This is a genomic window from Agrobacterium sp. 5Ca39, assembly GCF_055382365.1.
The window spans coordinates 862,180-880,375 of record NZ_AP026437.1 but is presented as its reverse complement, the minus strand read 5'-3'; the positions used below and the strand labels follow the sequence as shown (position 1 = coordinate 880,375).

Annotated in this window: 17 protein-coding genes and 2 pseudogenes; 9 read left to right on the top strand and 10 right to left on the bottom strand. The window is 57.6% G+C overall.

From position 1 onward, the window contains the following. Position 1: 1 nt before the first annotated feature. The 6 genes from ACZ47E_RS17730 to ACZ47E_RS17705 are packed head-to-tail and all read left to right on the top strand — an operon-like array spanning position 2 to position 4,999. Complete coding sequence (locus ACZ47E_RS17730; protein WP_278067909.1) at positions 2-805, top strand: ABC transporter permease; 804 nt, start codon at positions 2-4, stop codon at positions 803-805. Between the two features lie 32 nt (positions 806-837). Then, positions 838-1,827 carry an ABC transporter substrate-binding protein gene (locus ACZ47E_RS17725; RefSeq protein WP_278067908.1) on the top strand — a complete coding sequence of 330 codons (990 nt, stop codon included), beginning with the start codon at positions 838-840 and terminating at the stop codon, positions 1,825-1,827. A 60-nt stretch (positions 1,828-1,887) separates the two neighbouring features. Then, positions 1,888-2,637 (top strand): SDR family NAD(P)-dependent oxidoreductase, encoded by a 750-nt coding sequence (locus ACZ47E_RS17720; protein WP_278067907.1) that lies wholly within the window; start codon positions 1,888-1,890, stop codon positions 2,635-2,637. An 8-nt stretch (positions 2,638-2,645) separates the two neighbouring features. Further along, positions 2,646-3,332, top strand: a complete 687-nt coding sequence (locus tag ACZ47E_RS17715) for a DUF4286 family protein (RefSeq protein ID WP_278067906.1) — start codon at positions 2,646-2,648, stop codon at positions 3,330-3,332. A gap of 9 nt (positions 3,333-3,341) precedes the next feature. Then, on the top strand, positions 3,342-4,208 hold the full coding sequence (locus ACZ47E_RS17710; RefSeq protein ID WP_278067905.1) for a fumarylacetoacetate hydrolase family protein: 867 nt from the start codon (positions 3,342-3,344) through the stop codon (positions 4,206-4,208). Between the two features lie 5 nt (positions 4,209-4,213). Next, the gene (locus ACZ47E_RS17705) at positions 4,214-4,999 is read left to right on the top strand and encodes a 2-keto-4-pentenoate hydratase (RefSeq protein WP_278068052.1); all 786 of its coding nucleotides are present in this window, start codon (positions 4,214-4,216) and stop codon (positions 4,997-4,999) included. An 80-nt stretch (positions 5,000-5,079) separates the two neighbouring features. Here the strand turns inward: ACZ47E_RS17705 and ACZ47E_RS17700 are convergent, their stop codons facing one another. Further along, positions 5,080-5,985: a LysR family transcriptional regulator gene (locus tag ACZ47E_RS17700; RefSeq protein WP_112636017.1), complete on the bottom strand. Its 906-nt coding sequence runs from the start codon at positions 5,983-5,985 to the stop codon at positions 5,080-5,082. A 185-nt stretch (positions 5,986-6,170) separates the two neighbouring features. On the opposite strand from ACZ47E_RS17700, the gene ACZ47E_RS17695 reads away from it, so the two are divergent. Continuing rightward, positions 6,171-7,226 carry an aldo/keto reductase gene (locus ACZ47E_RS17695; protein WP_464017084.1) on the top strand — a complete coding sequence of 352 codons (1,056 nt, stop codon included), beginning with the start codon at positions 6,171-6,173 and terminating at the stop codon, positions 7,224-7,226. 49 nt (positions 7,227-7,275) lie between these two features. Here ACZ47E_RS17695 and ACZ47E_RS17690 read toward each other — a convergent pair whose 3' ends face one another. The 4 genes from ACZ47E_RS17690 to ACZ47E_RS17675 all read right to left on the bottom strand — a co-directional run bounded on the left by ACZ47E_RS17690 (position 7,276) and on the right by ACZ47E_RS17675 (position 11,539). Beyond that, entirely contained in the window at positions 7,276-8,226 is a 951-nt protein-coding gene (locus ACZ47E_RS17690; protein WP_464017083.1) for a bile acid:sodium symporter family protein, read from the bottom strand. A gap of 240 nt (positions 8,227-8,466) precedes the next feature. Continuing rightward, complete coding sequence (locus tag ACZ47E_RS17685; protein WP_464017082.1) at positions 8,467-10,131, bottom strand: type IV secretory system conjugative DNA transfer family protein; 1,665 nt, start codon at positions 10,129-10,131, stop codon at positions 8,467-8,469. Continuing rightward, on the bottom strand, positions 10,128-10,436 hold the full coding sequence (locus tag ACZ47E_RS17680; RefSeq protein ID WP_464017081.1) for a mobilization protein: 309 nt from the start codon (positions 10,434-10,436) through the stop codon (positions 10,128-10,130). Before ACZ47E_RS17680 ends, ACZ47E_RS17685 begins: the two co-directional genes overlap by 4 nt. 185 nt (positions 10,437-10,621) lie before the next feature. Beyond that, positions 10,622-11,539 carry a nucleotidyltransferase and HEPN domain-containing protein gene (locus ACZ47E_RS17675; protein ID WP_464017189.1) on the bottom strand — a complete coding sequence of 306 codons (918 nt, stop codon included), beginning with the start codon at positions 11,537-11,539 and terminating at the stop codon, positions 10,622-10,624. Positions 11,540-11,914: 375 nt separating this feature from the next. Here ACZ47E_RS17675 and traA point away from each other — a divergent pair, with 375 nt between their 5' ends. Next, complete coding sequence (traA, locus tag ACZ47E_RS17670; RefSeq protein WP_464017080.1) at positions 11,915-15,610, top strand: Ti-type conjugative transfer relaxase TraA; 3,696 nt, start codon at positions 11,915-11,917, stop codon at positions 15,608-15,610. Between the two features lie 174 nt (positions 15,611-15,784). Here traA and ACZ47E_RS17665 read toward each other — a convergent pair whose 3' ends face one another. The 4 genes and pseudogenes from ACZ47E_RS17665 to ACZ47E_RS17650 all read right to left on the bottom strand — a co-directional run bounded on the left by ACZ47E_RS17665 (position 15,785) and on the right by ACZ47E_RS17650 (position 17,281). Continuing rightward, on the bottom strand, positions 15,785-15,982 hold the full coding sequence (locus ACZ47E_RS17665; protein ID WP_044459931.1) for a hypothetical protein: 198 nt from the start codon (positions 15,980-15,982) through the stop codon (positions 15,785-15,787). A 2-nt stretch (positions 15,983-15,984) separates the two neighbouring features. Then, complete coding sequence (locus ACZ47E_RS17660) at positions 15,985-16,110, bottom strand: toxin C-terminal domain-containing protein (protein WP_174151631.1); 126 nt, start codon at positions 16,108-16,110, stop codon at positions 15,985-15,987. Positions 16,111-16,154: 44 nt separating this feature from the next. Continuing rightward, positions 16,155-16,472 (bottom strand): hypothetical protein, encoded by a 318-nt coding sequence (locus ACZ47E_RS17655; protein WP_174151535.1) that lies wholly within the window; start codon positions 16,470-16,472, stop codon positions 16,155-16,157. Between the two features lie 16 nt (positions 16,473-16,488). Beyond that, a pseudogene (locus ACZ47E_RS17650) lies at positions 16,489-17,281 on the bottom strand (IS5 family transposase). A gap of 58 nt (positions 17,282-17,339) precedes the next feature. Between ACZ47E_RS17650 and ACZ47E_RS17645 the strand changes: the two are divergent. Continuing rightward, positions 17,340-17,507: pseudogene (locus ACZ47E_RS17645) on the top strand (IS5 family transposase); the annotation flags it as partial. Here ACZ47E_RS17645 and ACZ47E_RS17640 read toward each other — a convergent pair. Continuing rightward, positions 17,504-17,815 (bottom strand): hypothetical protein, encoded by a 312-nt coding sequence (locus ACZ47E_RS17640; protein WP_464017079.1) that lies wholly within the window; start codon positions 17,813-17,815, stop codon positions 17,504-17,506. The pseudogene ACZ47E_RS17645 and the gene ACZ47E_RS17640 overlap by 4 nt on opposite strands. Positions 17,816-18,196: the final 381 nt, after the last annotated feature.

Here is an 18,196-nt window from a genome sequence, read left to right as displayed (position 1 = left end):
CATGTTTTCGAAAGTCATTGGTCCCGTCAAAGGACAGGCACACACGGTAGGCAGCCTCGTGGGTGCAGGCATTGTCTGGGAGATCGCGGTGCGTCTCCTCAATGTTCCGGAATATATCCTGCCGGCACCGAGCAAGGTCTTTGCGGACCTTTATAACAATGTGCCTATTGTCTTCACCGCATCGCTCTACACGCTGCAGCCCATGGTGCTCGGCTTCCTCGTGGCCGTTGTCATGGGAACGTTGCTTGCCCTGCTGGTCGTCTATTCACGCGCATTCGAGGCGATCTTCTATCCGCTGCTGGTGATCCTGCAGATCATCCCCAAGATCGCCATCGCACCGCTTTTCATCATCTGGGTCGGCTTCGGCCTGCCGTCGAAAATCCTGCTGGTCTTCCTGCTTTCCTTTTTTCCGATCGTGGTCAATTCCATCGTCGCGTTTAAATCCATCGAACCTGACGTCTACGATCTCGCCAAGAGCTATCGCGCCGGACGACTGATGATTTTCTGGAAGGTGGAACTGCCGGGCGCCCTGCCCTCGCTTTTTGCCGGCTTCAAGGTGGCTGCAGCACTGTCTGCAACGGCGGCCGTGGTGGCGGAATTCGTTGCCTCCGACAACGGGCTTGGATACCTGCTGCTGAACTACAACGGCAACATGAATACCAGCATGACCTTCGCCGTCATCATTGTGCTCAGCCTTCTCGGCCTTCTTCTCTACGGCATCGTGGAAATGATCGAACGCTTCGCGATCCCCTGGCACGTTTCGCAGCGTCGTGACGACTTCACTGTCGGGAAAACGGCGACCTGAATTCGGACTTCAATTAAAAACGGGAGGATAAAATGTTCAATATTATGAAAAAAACGCTTGCGGGCGTTGCGATCGCGCTCGCCGTTGGTCTGGCAGGAATTCAGTCCGCTGCGGCTGAAGACAGGGTCACACTCCGTCTCAATTTCCTTTTGAGCGGTGTCCACACCATCTTTTATTACGGTGCAGAAAAGGGTTTCTACAAGGAGGCGGGCATCGATCTTCAGATTGGCGAAGGCCAGGGCTCGGCGCGCACGGTCCAGTCGGTCGCAACTGGTGGCGATATGTTCGGCATCGCCGATGGCGGCAGCGTCATTGCCGGCGCTTCGAAAGGCGCACCGGTCAAATCCGTGCTCGGTCTGCTTAACACCTCACCCTACGCCATGACGTTTCGCGCGGATTCCGGCGTAAAATCCATCAAGGATGTGGAGGGCAAGACGGTCGCGGCCAGCGCCGGCGAGGCTTCACTCGCCCTCCTGCCCGCTATCTGGAAAAAGAACGGCGTTGATGCGTCGAAGGTCAATATTCTGAATGTGGATGGACCCGGCAAGATCATCGCCATCATGCAGGATCGCGCCGCGGGCATTCTCGGCGGGCTTGAAAACCAGGTCGTGGTGCTCAATTCAAAGGGTCTGGAGCAGAAGGTATTTTCTTTTGCGGAGCTGGGCGTGAACACGCAGGGCCTGACGATTGTTACCAACACAAAGTTGATGGACAGCAATCAGGATCTGGTCAAGCGCTTCGTGGCAGCGTCGCTGAAATCCATAGAGGCAGCCAAGGCGGATCCTGACGCAGCAGTTGCTGCAGCCGTGAAGGAAAAGCCGACCGGCGATCCCAAGCTTCTGAAGGAGCAGCTGGAAGTCTCGCTCAAACTTCTGCCGTCGCCATCTGGCCCATCTGCGCCGCTCGGCGAAATGGCTGCGGCAGACTGGCAGCAGACACTCGATCTGATGAAGGAATATCAGGACATCAAGACCGATATGCCGGCAGACGCCTTCTTCACCAACAGCCTGATAGCAAAATAACTGCAGACGCCCAGAGCCCGGCAGATCTGCCGGGCTCGATGCGGAACAATGGTTTCAAACATGTCCACACACTATGATCTTGAAGGCCGGGTGGCTGTCGTCACGGGTGCTGCCGGCGGCTTCGGTGCCGCGATCAGCCGGAGGTTACAGGACTGCGGCGCCACAGTGGTTCACTGGGATCTGCCGACAGCTGTGAAAAGCGGTTACGTTGCCAACCTGCCCCATGCCGGCGTCGATATCACAGATGCACAAAGCATCGAAACCGCCACCAATGATCTGCAACAACGGTTCGGCAAGCTTGACATTCTCGTCAACAATGCCGGCATTGTCGGCAATGTCGCGCCCTTGTGGGAAATTCCGGTCGAGGAGTTTCGCAGGATCATCGACGTCAATCTGTTCGGGTCGTTTCTTGTCTGCCGCGCGTTGGTGCCGCTGATGATCGAAACGGCGAAAGAAAGCCATTTGGGCCGCATCGTCAACGTCGCCTCCATCCAGGCCAAGGAAGGCATGCATCAGGCAGCCGCCTACAGCGCCGCCAAGGCGGGGCTGGTGGCGATGACCAAAAGCCTCGGCAAGGAACTGGCAACAGCGGGTATTCTCGTTAACGCCATTACGCCTGCGGCCTCCATGACGGCAATGAGTGTTGATGCCCCGAGGGAACGACTGGACGATATTCTCTCCCGCATTCCCATGCGGCGTTTTCTCGACCCCGCCGAAGTCGCCAATATGGTGGCCTGGCTCTCTTCTTCCGAATGCAGCTTCTCGACCGGCGCGGTTTTCGACCTGTCCGGCGGTCGCGCAACATATTGAGGTAACCAATGTCTCTCTTGGGAAAGGCCGTCGTCGCCATATGGAACGACATCTTGCCGGAAGGCCGTGATAATTTCATCGAATGGCACAATCGCGAACACATTCCCGAACGGGTATCGATACCAGGTTTCCTGCGCGGACGCCGTTATATCGCCGAGCAGGGAGTACCTGAGTATTTCACGCTCTATGAGGCGGCGGATGCGCAGGTGCTGGTCGGCCAGCCCTATCTTGATCGGCTGAACAATCCCACCCCCTGGACAAAGCGTTCCACCGCAGACTTTCGCAACACGACACGCGGTGTCTGCAACACCGACTATTCCCATGGGTGCGGCGACGGCGGCTTCATCGCCACTTTTCGTTTTGACGTCGCCGACAACGACAGGGCGACAATCCGATCCATGCTGACTGACGCTCTCTGCAAAACAGGCAAGCTGAACGGCATCAGCGGCGCCCATCTGTGCATTGCAGACAGTGGCGCAAGCAGCCTCGAAACCGCCGAACGCAAGGGCCGTCAGGTTGGCGTGCCCAACTGGATCATCATGATCGAAGGCGGCTCGGCCTCCTCCGTGTCCGATGCCGCAGACGACCTGGCACGAAAACTCTCAAGCGCCGACCTTGTCGGATCCGTGGAGGTCGGACTTTATCGCCTTGAATTTGCGCTTGGCGAAAATGCTCTTCAGCAATCAGCCGCATAGGAAAACAGAATGAAACTTCTTCGTTACGGTCCCATCGGCCTAGAAAAGCCGGCAGCGCTCGACGCCGAGGGCATTATCCGCGATCTTTCTTCGATCGTCACCGACATAGCCGGGACAACCCTCTCGCGCAATTCCCTTGCAAAACTGACAAAAATCGATCTTTCTTCGCTCCCGGCTGTACCATCTGATGTGCGGATCGGTCCCTGCGTCGGTTCTGTCGGCAATTTTGTGGCGGTTGGCCTCAATTACATCGACCATGCGCTGGAAACGAATACGCCGATCCCTGAAGAGCCTGTGCTTTTCAACAAACACACGTCATGCATTTCCGGCCCGAATGATCCGATCTGTCTTCTGAAGGATTCGGAAAAAACCGATTGGGAAGTCGAGATCGCCTTCGTTATCGGTGAGCCGGCCTATCATGTGCGGGAAGAGGATGCACTCTCCGTCATTGCGGGTTTCTGCGTCTGCCATGATGTCTCCGAACGCGCCTTCCAGATCGAACGCGGCGGCCAATGGACGAAAGGCAAAAGCGGACCGACATTCGGTCCTCTCGGACCATGGCTGGTGACGCCGGATGAAATCGGCGACGTGCAAAATCTCGACCTATGGCTGGACGTTAACGGCCAGCGCATGCAGACAGGCACGACGTCCAAGATGATTTTCCCGATCGCAACGCTGGTTTCCTATATCAGCCGCTTCATGCGTCTGATGCCAGGCGATGTGATCACCACCGGCACGCCGCCCGGTGTGGGCCTCGGAATGAAACCGCCCGTCTTCCTTAAAGCCGGCGACGTGGTCGAACTCGGCATTGATGGCCTTGGCAGACAGCGCCAAATCGTGACAGCGTTCGGCGCGCGAGATCATCAGGAGACATGAGCGGAATGACGGCGATCGAAAAACTGGCGGAGCGTTTTGCAAAGGCAAGCCGGGAGGGTGATAGAATTGTTTTAGCTGAGCTGGAGGCGGAGGGCCTCGTTCCGGGCACGCTTGCAGAGGCGATGGCGGTTCAGCGAGACTTTGCAGGATATTTGGGAAAACCGATCGGCGGCTGGAAGCTGGCGATCCGCCCGGATGGCGAGGCGGTGGCGGCACCCATGTTCGATTGCTGCCGGGTGAACGATGCCAATCTCGCTTCCTTCCCGTTAGATGGAACGGAGGGAATTGAAGTCGAGATATGCTTTACGCTCGCTGCCGATATTCCCGCTGCCGCTGAAAGGCAGCTCACCAAGGCGGATATTATGCAGTATATCGACAAGGTGCATCTTGGTGTCGAGCTTCTCCGATACAGGCTGGAAGAGAAAAATCAGGTTCCGTTTCCGCTCTTTCTGGCAGATCGCCTCGCCAACCACGGTTTCGCCCTCGGGCCGGAAGTGGACAAGGGTATCGTGGATGTTTTTGCGGCTAATAGCGATGACCTGCCGCTGCTCATCGTCACCGAAGATCCAGTGCAGCTCTTCAATGCCAAGGTGAAACACCCGAATATTGATCCGTTGGCGCCGCTTCTCGCCTTCGCCAACGCCGCACTCAACACGGGACATATGCTGAGAGCAGGCCATGTGGTGACGACGGGCAGCCTCTGCGGTGCGCTGCCGGGCGCACTCTCTGACGAGACGCGCATTATACTGGAATCGGTTGGTGCTTTCACGCTGTCCGGTCCGAAAGAATAAGCCGGCAGCCCAACGAATAAACAATCACGTTCTCCCGATCAGCGATGATGAGACGCAAACCGGCGCCTTTTTGAGTCACTTCACTTAACCCGCCCGTATTCACCCAGAAAATCGAGCAACGCCCGAATACGGGATGGGAGGAGCCCGCGCTGGCCGGCATAAACGGCGTGAAATATCTCCGTTTCACCCGTATCAAGATGATCGAGGACCGATATGAGCCGGCCAGCGGCGATATCCTCCCTCACGGTGAAGGCAGCAGCGCGAACCAACCCGACACCGGCAAGGGCGAGATGGCGAAGGCCCTCGCCATCGCTGACCTGCACGCGTCCCGTCGCGGGAATGACGACGGTCTTTCCCGCATCCCGCAAAGGCCACCCGTCGATTGACCGGGCATAACCGAACCCGAGCCGATTGTGATTTTCCAGATCGGTTATGGTTTGCGGCACGCCGCAGCGCTGCAGATAATCCGGGGCGGCAGCAATGATCATCCCTGTCTCACCGAGTTTCCGGGCAACGAGAGTTGAGCTTTTGAGCGGCCCGGCGCGCACCGCCACATCCATGCGTTCCGCAAGAAGGTCAACCACCATATCCGTCTGAACGATATCGAGCGTGATGCCCGGATGAAGCGCCAGAAACCGTGGCAGGATGGGCGCAAGAATATGCGTTGCATAAGAAGCGCTGGTGTTGATCCGCACGCGGCCGACAGGCTGTTCGCCCTCACCGGCAGCGCGTTCGGCCTCTTCGAGATCGGCGAGGATACGGGTGGCCCTTTCATAGAAGGCGCAGCCCTCCGGCGTGATCTGAAGCTGCCGGGTCGAACGGTTGAGCAGGCGCGCGCCCAGGCGGCCTTCCAGCCGTGCGATCAGCTTGCTCACTGCAGAAGGCGTCATGTTCGCCGCCGCGGCCGCGCGGGAAAAACCGCCGAGTTCGACGACCCGCACGAAGATCTCCATCTCCCCTGCCCGGTTGATCTCCAGTCGCGCCATGATGACTTCATCTCACAAGTGATAATATTTTTGGCATTCTATTTCATTGAAGAGCGAGCGTCTATCTTCAGACGGCGATTGAAACGCATCGCAATCTTCATCTGCCAGATCATGACGGGATGGACAAAGCGCGGTGATGCCAGAGCCCCGCCCGCGACCATTTCGAAGCAACAAAGGAACGCCCCATGGATTATCGTCATCTCGGCCAATCCGGCCTGAAAGTGCCGGTCTTGAGTTTCGGCACCGGAACTTTCGGCGGCTCCGGCCCGCTCTTCAGCAACTGGGGCAATTCAGACGCCACGGAAGCCCGACGCCTGATCGATATTTGCCTGGAAGCCGGCGTCAACCTGTTCGACACCGCCGATGTCTATTCCAATGGCGCATCGGAGGAAGTGCTTGGCGAAGCCGTCAAGGGAAGGCGCGACAGCGCTCTGATCTCGACCAAGACCAGCCTGCCGATGGGGGACGGGCCGAACGAGGCCGGGTCGTCCCGCTTCCGGCTTCTGCGCGCGGTGGATGACGCCCTGCGCCGCCTAAAGACCGACTATATCGACATCCTGCAACTCCATGCCTTCGATGCCTTCACACCGGTTGAGGAAGTGCTGTCGACGCTCGATACACTCGTCCGCTCCGGCAAGGTGCGATATACCGGCGTCTCGAATTTTTCCGGCTGGCAGATCATGAAATCGCTTGCCATCGCGGATCGATATGGCTGGCCGCGTTATGTGGTCAATCAGGTCTATTATTCCCTGATAGGCCGGGATTACGAGTGGGATCTGATGCCGCTCGGCGCGGATCAGGGTCTTGGCGCAATGGTCTGGAGCCCGCTTGGCTGGGGGCGGTTGACGGGAAAAATCCGTCGCGGCGCGCCGCTGCCCGAAGGTAGCCGCCTGCATGAGACCGCCAGTTTCGGCCCGCCGGTGGACGATGAACATCTCTACCGCGTGATCGATGCGCTCGACGCTGTTGCGGAAGAAACCGGCAGGACGGTGCCGCAGGTCGCCCTCAACTGGCTGCTCCGACGCCCGACTGTTTCCACGGTCATCATCGGCGCACGCAATGAGGAGCAGCTTCGCCAGAACCTCGATGCCGTGGGATGGGAACTGACGTCCGCACAGGTAGCGAAGTTGGACGAGGCAAGCGCGACGACTGCTCCCTATCCGCATTTCCCGTATCAGCGCCAGGAGGGCTTTGCCCAGCTTAATCCACCGGCCGTAACACGTCGGACTATGCCGTTCTAACGCAGGGTCAGGCCGCCCCCAATTCAGGCGGCCTAACGATGGCGGAGCTTCAGGCGGCTTTGTTGGCGGAGCCTGCGTCCACCCGGCCCGAAAACCAGTTCGCCAGGATTGCACCGGAAATATTGTGCCAGACGCTGAAAATGGCGCTCGGAACCGCGGCGAGAGGCGAGAAATAGGCCGTCGCAAGCGCCGCACCAAGCCCGGAATTCTGCATTCCGACCTCAATCGCAATGGCCTTGCGCTTGGCAAGCGACAGGCCTGTTGCCTTTGCCGCGAGGTAACCGAGCAGATAGCCAAGGCCATTGTGCAGAACCACGACGGCAAAAATCATCAATCCAGACTGGGCGATGGACGCCTTTGATCCTCCCACCACCGCCGAAACGATGAGGACGATGCCAATGACGCTGACGAGCGGCAACGCCGGTACGGCGGCCTTGACGAGGCCGGGCAGCAGCTTTTGCAGAGCGGCGCCGAGAGCCAGCGGAACCAGAACGACTTTGACAATGCTGAGGAACATCGCCCAACCGTCGACGGGCAGGAACTGGCTTGCGAACAGCCAGACGAGGAATGGCGTCACCAGCGGCGCCGCGAGCGTGGTGACCGAAGTGCAGGCAACGGACAGTGCGACATCGCCCTTGGAGAGATAAGTCATAACATTGGAAGACGTGCCGCCCGGGCAGCAACCGACCAGAATGACGCCCGCCGCGACTTCCGGCGGCATGGGAATGATGCGGGTGAGCAGCACCGCCAGAAGCGGCATGATGAGAAACTGACCGAGCACGCCGATCGTCACATCGAACGGCCTTTTCACGACCTCCCTGAAGTCGTCGACCGAAAGTGTGAGACCCATGCCGAACATGATGATTGACAGAAGCGTTACGATCCAGGGCGCGATCTGCTTGAACGTATCCGGAAAGAAAAAGCCGAGGACGGCAAACAGGATGACCCAGATGGCAAAAGTCTTGCCCACAAAAGCCGAAATGGCTGCCAGCGTCTTCATTTTCATACTCCCAACATGATCATGAAAACCCCTCTAGACTCCTGTGGTGCCCTGTCAAGGTCATTACCGCGTTGCTAGACCTCGCGGTCGAAAACGATCCCTCCGCCGCGATACCACCGTCGCCACAGGACTGCAATTTGGACGAAGGCTCATCTATCCGCTTCCCGTTGCGCCGAAGAGAACCCAAGGGCCGCGTACACAAGGTCTCAAATGCTGGACTGCCTTTTCGTCGTGCATCCGTTAGACTGCGTCAAACATCTCCCTGAACTCCGGATCGGCAAAATAGACAAGCTTCTCAGCGAAAATTGGTCGTTGCCCGGCCAGGAACAGCAATTGTCCGTGCCCCGGCAGATTGCGAACCTCATCAGGGGTGAGTAGCGGCCGGCCGGTACGCTGTTGGCTATAGGAAATCCCGGTCTTATCGGAATCGAGCGCTCTCGCCATCGTCTGGAACACGACCGTTTCCTGTCCGAGCAAATCAGAGATGAGACGGGCGCTGTGATGATCATTGACGCCAAAAACCTGCAGCACGCCGGCGTTCGACAGGAAGGTTCCGGCGCGGTGACCATATGCGGCCCGCAGCTGATGGATGTCCTGGAGGACAGGCCAAAGCTGGACACCATAACCCGCCATCAGACCCATCGCGCGTTCAACCGGTGCCAGATGCCCAAGGGATGCAAACTCATCGAGCAGATAAAGAACCGGTGTCACCGGCTTTGCCGGATCGCGGGCCATTTCGAGCAGGCTTTGCGAGACAAGCAGGCGCAGCCAGCGCGAATAGGTCGAGAGGCGGTCGGGCGGAAGAACGAGGAACACCGTCATGTTATTGCGCTTGAGATCAGCGAACCGGAAATCAGAGCGGCTGAGCACGGCCGTCATGCGCGGTGAATCAAGAAAATGCGTATGGCGTTGAGCCGCGGACAGAACGCCTGCGGCTTCGCGATCGGATTTTCCGAGGTGGCGGTTTGCGGCACGAGCGACAAGACCGCCTGCCGCATCGCTCTCCTGCATACGCTTGAGCAACGCCGCGAACCGTTCCGGAGCAAGGGTGAGATAGTCGCGAAGTGTCGCAAGATGCCGGCGTCGCAAAGGTTCTGCCGCAACAATCTCAAGCAGCAATCCGGCAATCAGCGCTTTTGCCTCCTCGTTCCAATGCGCCTCGCCCGCCATTCCCGGTTCGTCGAACACAAGAGCGTCGGCAAGCGCACTGGCGTCTTCCGCGACATCGAAGCTGTCGGGATGGAGCATGGCGAGGGGATTGAAGGCTGCCGAGGGTCTGCCGGTGACACCGAAAGGATCGAGCACATGAACGGGGCCAAACTTCTGGCGGGCACGGCCGGTGATCCTTGCATTCTCGCCTTTTGGATCGATGCAGATCACCGAACGATCCGCGGTCAGCAGGTTCGGGATGATCGTGCCTACACCCTTGCCGGTACGTGTCGGCGCCATGGTAAGGAGATGGGCCGGGCCATCATAGCGCAGAGGCTTGGCCGTTTTCGTATGACGACCAATCAGGAGGCCTGAACCGGATGAGGTAAGAGCAGCTATCTCCTTGTCTGTCGCAAAGCGGGCGGAGCCATGCGTCTCATCGTCACTGTCCCCAAAATGCAAAATCAGTGGAGCGGTGATGAACCAAAAGGTGATGGCGGCGAGCGCCACCGGGGTTAAGACACCTGGGATGATGTGGACAAGCGAGCCCCGCTCGAAACCCATTTGTTCGAGGAAATGACCGCCCCCCATGCCGATCACGAACGTGACGATGATGAGGATGAACATAAATCCGAGAAGCGGTTTCCAGATCCGAAAGGGCATGGCAAGCAAAGCCAGAAATGCCCAAATCGGATCCTGCGCGGCAGCGCGCATCATGTTCTTGAATGCGGCCCAAGCAAGTCGTATTCGGGTCATAGAGCACCCTGCCCACTGTCGCCACCCTCTCCCTTGTCCGTCAGATCTTGTCCGATCAGATCGGCAAACAGCGCCTTGTCACTGTCGCGTGTCAGAAAGCCCGGCAGTTCGCGACGCAGCCACTCACCGAGTTGTTTGCTGAACTCCTGATCATCCGAGGCTTCGAGGTGATGCAGAATGAGCGAGCCGATCAGGACCTTGCGGCGCATATCGTTGTTGCGCTCGGTTTTCGAAAGACGGGCCTTGAGCGCGGAGCGTTGGGCATCCAGTTCAGCCAGGCGCTGTTCGATGGTTTTCCTTGCCACGATTGTTCCTTTCGATTGCGGTCGCACCGGAACTGCCGTTGTTGACCACGGCTTTGCTCCTGGAAGACAGACCAGTTTCTACGGGGAGATCGGCATTGCGATTGTGAGAGTCTGTTGGACGCTGTGGTTCATGACGCCGCGGTGGCTGCTGCCTGAGCTCAGGATTATTCTGTCACCGGTAAGGCTCAGTCGGCGGCTTGTCCCGCGGCCTGTTTGAGCTTTTCGATGTGCTCACGGCAGAGCGTCTCAACCAGCTTGTGAAGTTCCGCCGTCCGCTCCTGAAGCCATGTCAGCGCCTCTTCGGAAACCTCGAAACGCTTCGAATAGCGTGCCTTGACGTAGGCCTCATTCAGAATGTTGTACCATGTGGTAAATCGCTGACGGTCGCGCGGCCAGATGTCGATCAAACGGTGGTCACGACCTTCGGAAAGTCCACGCAGGAATTTGAGGTTGTGCGACGCGGGCGAGTAATTTGTCAGTGTCAGGAGGTAGCAGTTATAGGCGCTCTCCACTGCCTGATGGAGTGTGAAGGCTGCTAGGTGCAGGTTACCCTTCGCAACGAGATATTTTGCTACATCAGCGAAATCTCGCGCATCAGGAAAATGCCTGCTGAAATGCTCCTCGGCCACTCTGAGTGCATCAGCCGGGCTGAGCGGTTTCGCTTCAGCCAGCGGCCGGTCGTCGAATTCATAAAGGACAAGACCTTCGCGGGCGAGATCAACAAAGAAGTATTGGCCGTCATTTAGAAAATTGCTAATCTCGCGAGCGCCATGGACAATGAGCCCCACCGGCGTCTCAATCTCCTTATCCCACATCAGCCGGTCGGTTGCCTTGTCCCAGTATTTTGGATCGGCAAGTTCCTTGTTGCTGACGATGACAAGAATGTCGAAATCCGAGCGGTAGCCTTTCGACGTGTGCGGTTCATCCACCCAGGTGCCGCGTGCGTAAGAACCGAACAGGATGATTTTGAAAATCCGTCCATCCTTCTTGGCGTCAGACTTGGAGCGCTCCACCAGATCAGCAAACTCTTCCTGGATAATTCCGACGACGCGCGCAAGCTCGCGTTGCTTTCGTTCCGGCAAATGTTCAAGGCTGGTCTTCATGTCTGCTCCGTTTCTGGACGGTATCCTGTATGGTCCATTGTAAACTTCTTTGAAACTCCGATTTTTGGCAGCCGCCAATCGAATGCCTGCGCCCTCTCCTGTTTTGCCGAGCCGCGCCTGCAATGTCTTCCTCCACTCCTCCCTTCTCCTCGATCAGTCGAGCGATCGGTTCGCCAATATCGCCCTCCCCCGCATCGATGCGTTCGCTTCCCTATTCAAACACGAGTAATTGCCACTTGGCGACTACTACTTTTAGTAGTCGAAATGCCTGTTTGATGTTGCTAACCTCGCCACCGGTAAACAGACAAGGGCGCACTTACGACTTGCCACGCAGTTGAGCGCTGAATTTCCCCGTTTGAGGATCGGAGATTTCGGTTGGCGATTTATCATCTCAGCACCAAACCTGTCTCGCGCTCATCCGGCCGAAGCGCCGTCGCATCTGCCGCCTATCGTTGTGCGGTTCTTCTCGTCAATCATCGCGATGGCCTCGTGCATGACTTCACCCGCAAAGAGGGCGTCGAGCATATCGAGATCGTGCTGCCGGACGGTCTTTCTGTCGATTGGGCTTTCGATCGTTCGGCTTTGTGGAATGCTGCCGAGTTCGCAGAAAAGCGAAAAGACGCCCGCGTCGCCCGCGAATTCGAAATCGCGCTTCCGCATGAGCTGTCGCCAGAAGGGCGACTGAAGGCTGCACGCGCCTTTGCGCAGGATCTGGCAAACCGCTATGGCGCAGCCGTGGATTTTGCAATCCATTCGCCAAGTGAGCATGGTGATATCAGGAACCACCATGCGCATGTGCTGATGACGACGCGGCAGCTTGGCAGAACCCGTCTTGGGGAGAAAACGTATCTCGAGCACAAGAACGCACGGCTGCTGGCAAATGGTATGGCGACAACCGACGTGCAGCTTCGCGATATCCGGCAGGCCTGGGAAGGCATCGCCAACCGTCAGCTTCAGCGCGAAGGCCTTGATGTTCGCATCGATCATCGCTCACATGTGGAGCGCGGTCTCGAGTTGTCGCCGACCGAGCACATGGGCGTGCATGCCTCGCAGATGCAACAGCAGGGAATGGCAGTTGAGCGCGGCCGCTTGGATGATGAGGCAGCACGCCAAAATGCCGAACTGATCCGGCAAAAACCGGAACAGGTTCTGACGCTGATCAGCCATGAGAAGAGCGTGTTCGATCGGCACGATATCGCCAAAACCTTGCATCGCTATATCAACGATGACGCCCAAACGTTCCGGAACGCCATTGCCGCTGTCATGGCGTCGTCAGCGCTTGTCGAACTTCAGGCTGAGCACATCGATCCTGAGACGGGCGACGTCTCCAATGCGCGCTATTCGACGCGGGACATGATAAATCTGGAACTCGCAATGGCGCGATCGGCGGAGCGGCTGCATCAGGCGCAGTCCCACGGTGTCGATCCGCGCCATGTCGAGCGCGCGATGGAAAGGCAGGATCACGCTCTTCGGACAAGCTCTGGCGGACCGTCGGCTGCGAGCGATCCGTCTGCGGGATTGTCGGCCGAACAGCGTCAGGCGATCGAGCATATTACCGGGCGAGAACGCATTGCGGCCGTGGTCGGGTTTGCCGGCGCCGGAAAGTCCACCATGTTGGCAGCCGCTCGCGAGGCGTGGGAGGCTCAAGGCTATCAGGTCCATGGTGCGGCATTAGCCGGAAAGGCAGCCGAGGGGCTTGAGGAAAGTTCCGGCATAGAGAGCCGCACGCTTGCGTCATGGTCATACAGCTGGGACCATGGCCGGGATCTGATCGGCCGACGTGACGTGTTCGTCATCGATGAGGCCGGCATGGTCGGCAGCCGTCAGCTTGCCCGGTTCATCGGAGAAGCGGAGGAGCGCGGCGCAAAGATCGTGCTTGTCGGTGACCATGAGCAACTGCAGGCAATCGGCGCCGGTGCTCCCTTCAGGGCGATTGCCGAACAGATCGGCCATGTCGAGCTTTCCGGCATTCGCCGCCAGCGTCATGATTGGCAGAGGCAAGCATCGGTTGCCTTTGCGACCCACAAGACGGCAGAGGGCCTCGCCGCCTACCGCGAGCACGGCGACATCCACTTTGCAGAAAGCCGCGACAAAGCGATGGCGCAGATCGTGCGTGATTATGTCGCCGACAGTGCTGAGCATCCGGATGGCACCCGGGTTGCCATGGCGCACCGCCGTGCCGATGTGCGCGCGCTCAATGTTGCTATCCGAGCCGAGCTTCAGAACCGGCAAAGCCTGGAGCGCAGCCACGGGCAGAACGCCGGTGCGGACCGCGGGGGTGTCGGGGATCTTGGAGAACTCAACTTCCAGACCAGTAACGGCAAACGCGCCTTCGCCGCCGGCGACAGGATCATCTTCCTCGAAAACAACCGCGACCTCGCTGTGAAAAACGGCATGCTTGGCACCGTCGAGCGTGTCGAGAAGGGTCGGATCGTTGCTCGGCTCGATGGCCGAGACGGCGACAGCGTCAGCATTCTGACCGACAGCTATCAGGCGATCGACCACGGTTATGCGACGACGATCCATAAAAACCAGGGTGCGACGGTCGATCGCGCCTTCGTGCTGGCGTCCGGCACCATGGACCGGCATCTGACCTATGTCGCCATGACAAGGCATCGCGACAGCGTGCAGCTCTATGCCGACATCAAGGAGTTCACAAATGCGGGCCGGCTCGTTGATCACGGCGTTGCGCCCTACGAGCATAATCGCCAGGCGCGAGAAAGCTATTTTGTGACGCTGAAGAATGACAAGGGCGATCAGCGCACGGTGTGGGGCGTCGATCTCAAGCGGGCCATGCGAGAGGCCTCGCCAAAAATCGGAGACAGGATTTTCCTCCAGCATGAAGGCGCCACGCCTGTCTCGCTTCCGGACGGCACAAAGGCCGAGCGCAATGCATGGCGCGTCGTCAAGGGTGATGAACTGGCCTATCAGAAGCTGACAAGCCGCCTGTCGCGTTCCGGCGCGAAGGAAACCACGCTGGACTATGTCAGGGACTTTGCCGAGCGGCGGGGCATCGCGGAGCAGCTCGGGCTCAGAAGCGAGATTGAACTTGCTTCCGACCGGAATGAGCGTCAAGAGGTCCTGTCCCGCGCGGCCCATCTGCAACGGGAACAGCAGGGCCGGCCATCGGAACGTCAGCGGGTTTACGAGGAACCTGCCGGCGATCTGGCCGGCACTGTTCGTCGCGAAGATCCGCACGGGACAGAGGACAATAAAGGATATCGCCGGATCCGGTGGTCCGACCTCATGACGCGAGACGGCGCCGTCCCTGCCCCCACAGAAGCTGTCGGCCAGCAATCGTCGCTGGAACCCGGTAAGCCAGCTCCGCTTGTGCCAGCCATCACCCGATACCAACGCAGCATCGAAGAGGTGGCGCAGATGAGGGCTATGTCCGTTATCGATCAGCAATTCGATGTAGTCGACTCTCTCGTGCGGCACGTGTTCCGTGATCCGGCCGAGGTCGCAGCAAGATTGCGCGCCGCGATGATCGAGAAAGAGGGCAATGGCAAGATCATGGCGAAGGCCATGGTCGGGCAGCCAGAGCGCTTCGGGGAGCTGCGCGGCAAATCGGGTCTGTTCGGCAACAGCAAGGAACGGAAGGAGGCGTTGCAATATGCAAGGTCACTCTCTGCCCATATCGGCTATGTCTCCGAGGCATGGGAGCGACGGCTCGGCGAAGAACGTCAGAGCGAACAATGGCAGCGTGAACAGCGTGACGTGATCGAAGTGCCCGGCCTCACCTCGCGCAGCGCCGAAATCATTAGCCAGGTGGAGAAAATGCCGATCGATAGGCGAAGCAAGTTCATCAAAGAGCTGCGATCGCTACCTGAGGGCCTGACCGCGCTTGATGAGGCCAAGCTGGTGGCCGAAGCGCTCACGCGGCGGTTCGGAAGCTCCGATCCTCGCAGGTTCGCCGAAGAGCTCGAGACACGCCCGGAGCTCGCAAAGCAGGCCGAGCAGATCAAGGCAATCGCCGGCCTGGTGCATCGTGCACGCCATGCAGAACTCAGCCATGACCACGCGCTGAAACAGCAACTGGCCCGGTCTCAGGGGCTTGGGCTGAGCCGATAGTGTGCGCTGGCAACAACACTGGCGTCAGCTTTGATAATCCCCAAATTACCAGAACATGAAGCGAGCCAGCTTTTCGCCGATTCCGCGCCATGTTTCACCGGTTGTGGCTGTGGTCTTCCTCGGCAATCGGTCCTGATCCGGTGCGGGTGTAGTGGACGAGTTGGAGTTGATAAACTATTTATTCAGATAGATAAGCAAGCATTTCCCGTCCTTTTTTCCTACAAGACTGATCGGTCGGACATCATCACCTCCATCGATGGATATCTCTACCGGCAAGCCTTGGTTTTCAAAGGACTGAAGTTCCTTTATCAACTCTTCAATGGTTTTCCCTCTATTAGCCCAATCCTTATGATCTGTGTCTTTAACGTTCATTATCAATCCCCTATACGATTCAGATTTGAGTCATAAGTTCCGAGGCGCGTCCCCTTACCTCCGAGGTCCTTAACGGAAGCGGCCATCTTCCAAGCGCCTCCATTATGACCATCCAAATCCCTTGTTATGAATAGGTTCTGTTGACAAAGTAGCTTGAGGTGCTCGTTAAGAACTACTTTTCTGCGTCGCCCAAAAAAGCTTCGATGCTGACTTCGTGGAGGCTTTTATGCGCTGCTACAGAAATCAGCCTGACGTCGGGATTTTCCTCCACCGCTCTTCCATACCAATATTTTGCGGCATGCAGGTCACCAATCTTCTCATAACACTCTCCCAACCGCTCCCCGAGATATCCGGCATCCAACGACTGGTCGCCATCTGCCATGAAAAGATAAATCTTGATCGCGTCCGCTGCCTTCCCAGTTGCGATCAGGTCTTTCGCTATTCGGTCTAAATGATTGAAGTCATAAAAGAATTTTCTCCTTTTTTGCAACGTGTTACCGTCTTAACTAAGGTGCACAACTCATGAACCAGAGCAAGTGTGGCAACCATATTTTTGCGGCGGCCAACACGAGAAAGGCGGCGAAGGATTTTTGGGTTTTATCGTATCGGGTGGCGACACGACGAAATTGCTTCAGCCGGTTGAACAGCCGCTCGATACGATTTCGGTCCATGTAGACTGTGAAGTCACAGGCGGTTGGTCTTTGCCGTTGGCCCTCGGAGGAATAACGGGCCTGACCCCGTGGATCAGCAACTCTTCGCGCAGAGCGTCGCTGTCATAGCCCTTGTTAGCGAGAAACAGCCTCGGCTTGGCAACCGGCATGGCTAACAGATCGGGAACGGTATTGTAATCCGAAGCTTCACCGCCTTGTCAGGATGAAGCCGAGAGGGCGTCCCTGACAGTCCGCACGGGCGTGGATTTTTGTCGAAAAGCCGCCGCGTGATCGACCAAAAGCCTCCTTATAAGTCCCTCTTTTGCGCCCGCAGCCTGAGAATGGCCGCGAACCGTGGTGCTGTCAATCATATGCTGCCAGTCATCGGTCAAGCCCAGTTCGACAAGCGTCTCCAGCAGGACATCCCATACGCCTTGTTCTGCCCAACGGCGGAAGCGCACGTAGACGGAATTCCACTTGCCATACCGCTCATGCATGTCGCGCCAAGGGCACCCGACACGCGAACATGCAACATTCCGTTGAGATACTGCCGATTATCGTGAGAAGGGCGAGATTTCCTCCCGCGCTCAGTGGGCAGTAGTCCTCCAACAATCCGCCATTCCAAATCCGTCAGGTCGCCGCGAGGCAAAATCGCTTCCTAAAAGGCAGTCTTGAATCATGCTCTATGGATAGAGCCGCCTCCCTGCGACTTCAAGGTACATAAAGACCACAACCGCATCGAACAAATGTTCAACAGGCTCAGACAGTTCCGACGGATTGCCCCCCGTTACGACAAGACCCGAACTTCCTTCGAAGCGTTCCTTTCGCTGGCCGCCGCAAAAATCTGGCTGCCGCACTTCACACAACGCCTTTAGCCCAGCAATGGCTCAAATCGCTTGTAAGTCCACCATCGCCTATCAACCGGAACCTGCGGTCCATCCGATGGTGGAGACGTGAAGACAGTCATTATTGTTTCATAACCAAAATCCGAGATGACCTCCGATGCGACCACCTCCATGCGTTGTCGGTCATCATCGCTGAAATCGTGATCGATCAAGAATTCCAGCACAATCTTGTTGCCGCTCCAGCCGCACGTAACGGCGGCGAGTGTCGATGATACGGCCCCGAGTAAGGCGCGTTGCACACTAAGTCGAAGTCGTATTTCTCGATCAGGTCCGGACATCGAATCCTCCGTTAGGAGCGATCTTATCGCATTATCACTGATAAGTTTGTCAACAAGACCTAGTTCGTCTTCTCATCATACGGCGCGGCCTCGAGTTCATTTGCAGCATTGAGGATCCATACGTCATCTTGATTGTGGTAAAGTAACCACTGTTCAGCAGGGTCATCAGTATTGAGCCACGTCTCTAAGACCCCACCTAAATCAAACTCGAACCGGCATCGCATAGTATCTGGTATGTAAGAGACCGAACGTAAAATTTGGCCGTCGAGAAAATGCGCGGCTCTCGACATCTGAGACTGGTCTGAATTGCTACTCGCCAATAGAGCAGCATTATCTAAAACGTGCCAGCGACAACAATAAATCCACAGATGCCATTCCCCG